The organism is Sphingomonas trueperi (assembly GCF_011927635.1).
GTDB classification, from domain to species: Bacteria; Pseudomonadota; Alphaproteobacteria; order Sphingomonadales; family Sphingomonadaceae; genus Sphingomonas; species Sphingomonas trueperi.
On record NZ_JAATJB010000034.1, the window covers coordinates 1,961 to 5,415 of the forward strand.

General features: G+C 54.4%; 1 tRNA gene and 2 rRNA genes. All 3 read left to right on the forward strand.

From position 1 onward, the window contains the following. Positions 1-259 precede the first annotated feature (259 nt). The 3 genes from GGR89_RS21925 to GGR89_RS21935 all read left to right on the forward strand — a co-directional run bounded on the left by GGR89_RS21925 (position 260) and on the right by GGR89_RS21935 (position 3,454). Positions 260-3,051: ribosomal RNA gene (locus GGR89_RS21925) — 23S ribosomal RNA — on the forward strand. Between the two features lie 120 nt (positions 3,052-3,171). Continuing rightward, a 5S ribosomal RNA gene (rrf, locus tag GGR89_RS21930) occupies positions 3,172-3,286 on the forward strand. A gap of 91 nt (positions 3,287-3,377) precedes the next feature. Then, a tRNA-Met gene (locus GGR89_RS21935) sits at positions 3,378-3,454 on the forward strand. Position 3,455 lies beyond the last annotated feature (1 nt).

Sequence of the window (3,455 nt, forward strand, 5' to 3'; positions counted from 1 at the left end):
ATCCAGAGATGAAGACACGAGATCCGCTGCCGAGGCAGCGGTCCTACGATCCCATGGATCGTGAGCTTTTTGACATTGTGAATGGGTTTTTCAAATCGATGCCGTGACGGCGTTGGTTTCAGTCGTGAGACTGGATCGACAGCTGTCCAATTAAAGGCTGAGATTTTCATCCACACCAAGATACTGCGATACGCTGCTCTGCCGAGTTGGTGTTTGCTTCAAGCAAGCGCCCAGCGTTGTCGTTGGTGGTGTGGACTCTCAAGCGTGAGGTAAGGGCATTTGGTGGATGCCTTGGCATGTACAGGCGATGAAGGACGTGGCACGCTGCGATAAGCGTCGGTGAGCTGTGAGCAAGCTTTGACCCGACGATTTCCGAATGGGGAAACCCACCTTCACCAATTAATTCAGCGGTTGAGCGATCAACTGCCGAGTTAATTGGGGCAAGGTATCACCGAAGTGAATACATAGCTTTGGTGAAGCGAACCCGGCGAACTGAAACATCTCAGTACCCGGAGGAAAAGACATCAACCGAGATTCCGTTAGTAGTGGCGAGCGAACGCGGACCAGGCCAGTGCCTGATATTCAACTAGCAGAACAATCTGGAAAGGTTGGCCATAGCGGGTGACAGCCCCGTATGCGAAAGTGATGTATCAGGACTCGAGTAGGGCGGGACACGTGAAATCCTGTCTGAACATGGGGGGACCACCCTCCAAGCCTAAATACTCGTACATGACCGATAGCGAACTAGTACCGTGAGGGAAAGGTGAAAAGCACCCCGATGAGGGGAGTGAAACAGTACCTGAAACCGAATGCCTACAAGCAGTTGGAGGGTCCTTGAGGCCTGACAGCGTACCTCTTGCATAATGGGTCTGTGACTTAATGTATCAAGCAAGCTTAAGCCGATAGGTGTAGGCGCAGCGAAAGCGAGTCTGAATAGGGCGATTTAGTTTGATGCATTAGACCCGAAACCCGGCGATCTATGCATGACCAGGATGAAGGTGCGGTAACACGCACTGGAGGTCCGAACCGATTAACGTTGAAAAGTTACCGGATGAGTTGTGCTTAGGGGTGAAAGGCCAATCAAGCCGGGAAATAGCTGGTTCTCCGCGAAAACTATTGAGGTAGTGCCTCGGATGAACACCCTAGGGGGTAGAGCACTGGATGGATGCGGGGGTCGCGAGATCTACCAATTCTAACCAAACTCCGAATACCTAGGAGTGATATCCGGGAGACAGACGGCGGGTGCTAAGGTCCGTCGTCAAAAGGGAAACAGCCCTGACCTACAGCTAAGGTCCCCAAGTCACGTCTAAGTGGGAAAGCATGTGGGAATCCCAAAACAACCAGGAGGTTGGCTTAGAAGCAGCCATCCTTTAAAGAAAGCGTAACAGCTCACTGGTCTAAACAAGGGTTCCTGCGGCGAAGATGTAACGGGGCTCAAGACGTGCACCGAAGCTTAGGGTTCATCGTAAGATGAGCGGTAGCGGAGCGTTCCGTAAGCCTGCGAAGTGGAAGGGTAACCGACCATGGAGGTATCGGAAGTGCGAATGCAGACATGAGTAGCGATAAAGAGGGTGAGATGCCCTCTCGCCGAAAGACCAAGGGTTCCTGCGCAAGGCTAATCCGCGCAGGGTGAGCCGGCCCCTAAGACGAGCCCGAAGGGGGTAGTCGATGGGAACCACGTTAATATTCGTGGGCCTGGTGGTGTGTGACGGATTGCGTGTGTTGTCAGTTCTTATCGGATTGAACTGGCTTCGAAGCAGTCCCGGGAAATAGCCCCACCGTATAGACCGTACCCGAAACCGACACAGGTGGTCAGGTAGAGTATACCAAGGCGCTTGAGAGAAGTGTCCTGAAGGAACTCGGCAAATTGCCTCCGTACCTTCGGAAGAAGGAGGCCCTCATTCCGGGCAACCGGTTTGAGGGGGCACAGGCCAGGGGGTAGCGACTGTTTAGCAAAAACACAGGGCTCTGCTAAGTCGGCTTCAAGACGACGTATAGGGCCTGACGCCTGCCCGGTGCCTGAAGGTTAAGTGGAGGAGTGCAAGCTCCGAAATGAAGCCCAGGTAAACGGCGGCCGTAACTATAACGGTCCTAAGGTAGCGAAATTCCTTGTCGGGTAAGTTCCGACCTGCACGAATGGCGTAACGACTTCCCCACTGTCTCCAGGACATGCTCAGCGAAATTGAATTCTCCGTGAAGATGCGGAGTACCCGCGGTTAGACGGAAAGACCCCGTGCACCTTTACTGCAGCTTCAGAGTGGCAGTGGAGAACAACTGTGTAGAATAGGTGGGAGGCTTTGAAGCACCGGCGCCAGCTGGTGTGGAGCCACCAAGTGAAATACCACCCTGTTGTTCTTTACTGTCTAACCTCGTACCGTCATCCGGTACAGGGACCCTCTGTGGCGGGTAGTTTGACTGGGGCGGTCGCCTCCTAAAGAGTAACGGAGGCGCGCGAAGGTTGGCTCAGGCCGGTTGGAAACCGGCTGTTAGAGTGCAATGGCATAAGCCAGCCTGACTGCGAGACTGACAAGTCGAGCAGAGACGAAAGTCGGTCATAGTGATCCGGTGGTCCCTCGTGGAAGGGCCATCGCTCAACGGATAAAAGGTACGCCGGGGATAACAGGCTGATAACCCCCAAGAGCTCATATCGACGGGGTTGTTTGGCACCTCGATGTCGGCTCATCACATCCTGGGGCTGGAGCAGGTCCCAAGGGTTTGGCTGTTCGCCAATTAAAGTGGTACGTGAGCTGGGTTCAGAACGTCGCGAGACAGTTTGGTCCCTATCTGCCGTGGGCGTCGAAATTTGAGAGGAGTTGACCCTAGTACGAGAGGACCGGGTTGAACATACCTCTGGTGTACCAGTCGTTCCGCCAGGAGCGCAGCTGGGTAGCTATGTATGGACGGGATAACCGCTGAAAGCATCTAAGCGGGAAGCCTCCCTCGAGATAAGATTTCATAGAGCGGTCGAAGACCACGACCTTGATAGATCGGATGTGGAAGCGCGGTAACGCGTGGAGCTAACCGATACTAATTGCTCTTTTCGCGCTTGAGAGTTTCACACCCCCATCGACAACCCTGGGTTGTCTGGATCCGGGTGGATGAACATTCCAGCCTTTAACAGTTGCACGATTTGAAACCCCATTTCCCCCTTCGCCCACACCGGCTTCATTGCTTGGTGGCCATAGCGTCTGTGACCCACCCGATCCCATCCCGAACTCGGCCGTGAAACCAGACAGCGCCGATGGTACTATTGCTCAAGCAATGGAAGAGTAGGTCGCCGCCAGGCATTGAAGCCGGTGTCGGCAAAGGCACGGAAACAGGAAAACCCATTCACATTCGTCCCCCGTTCTGCCTCCCACAGAGGCAACCAGCATTGGCGCGGGGTGGAGCAGCCCGGTAGCTCGTCAGGCTCATAACCTGAAGGCCGCAGGTTCAAATCCTGCCCCCGCAACCAA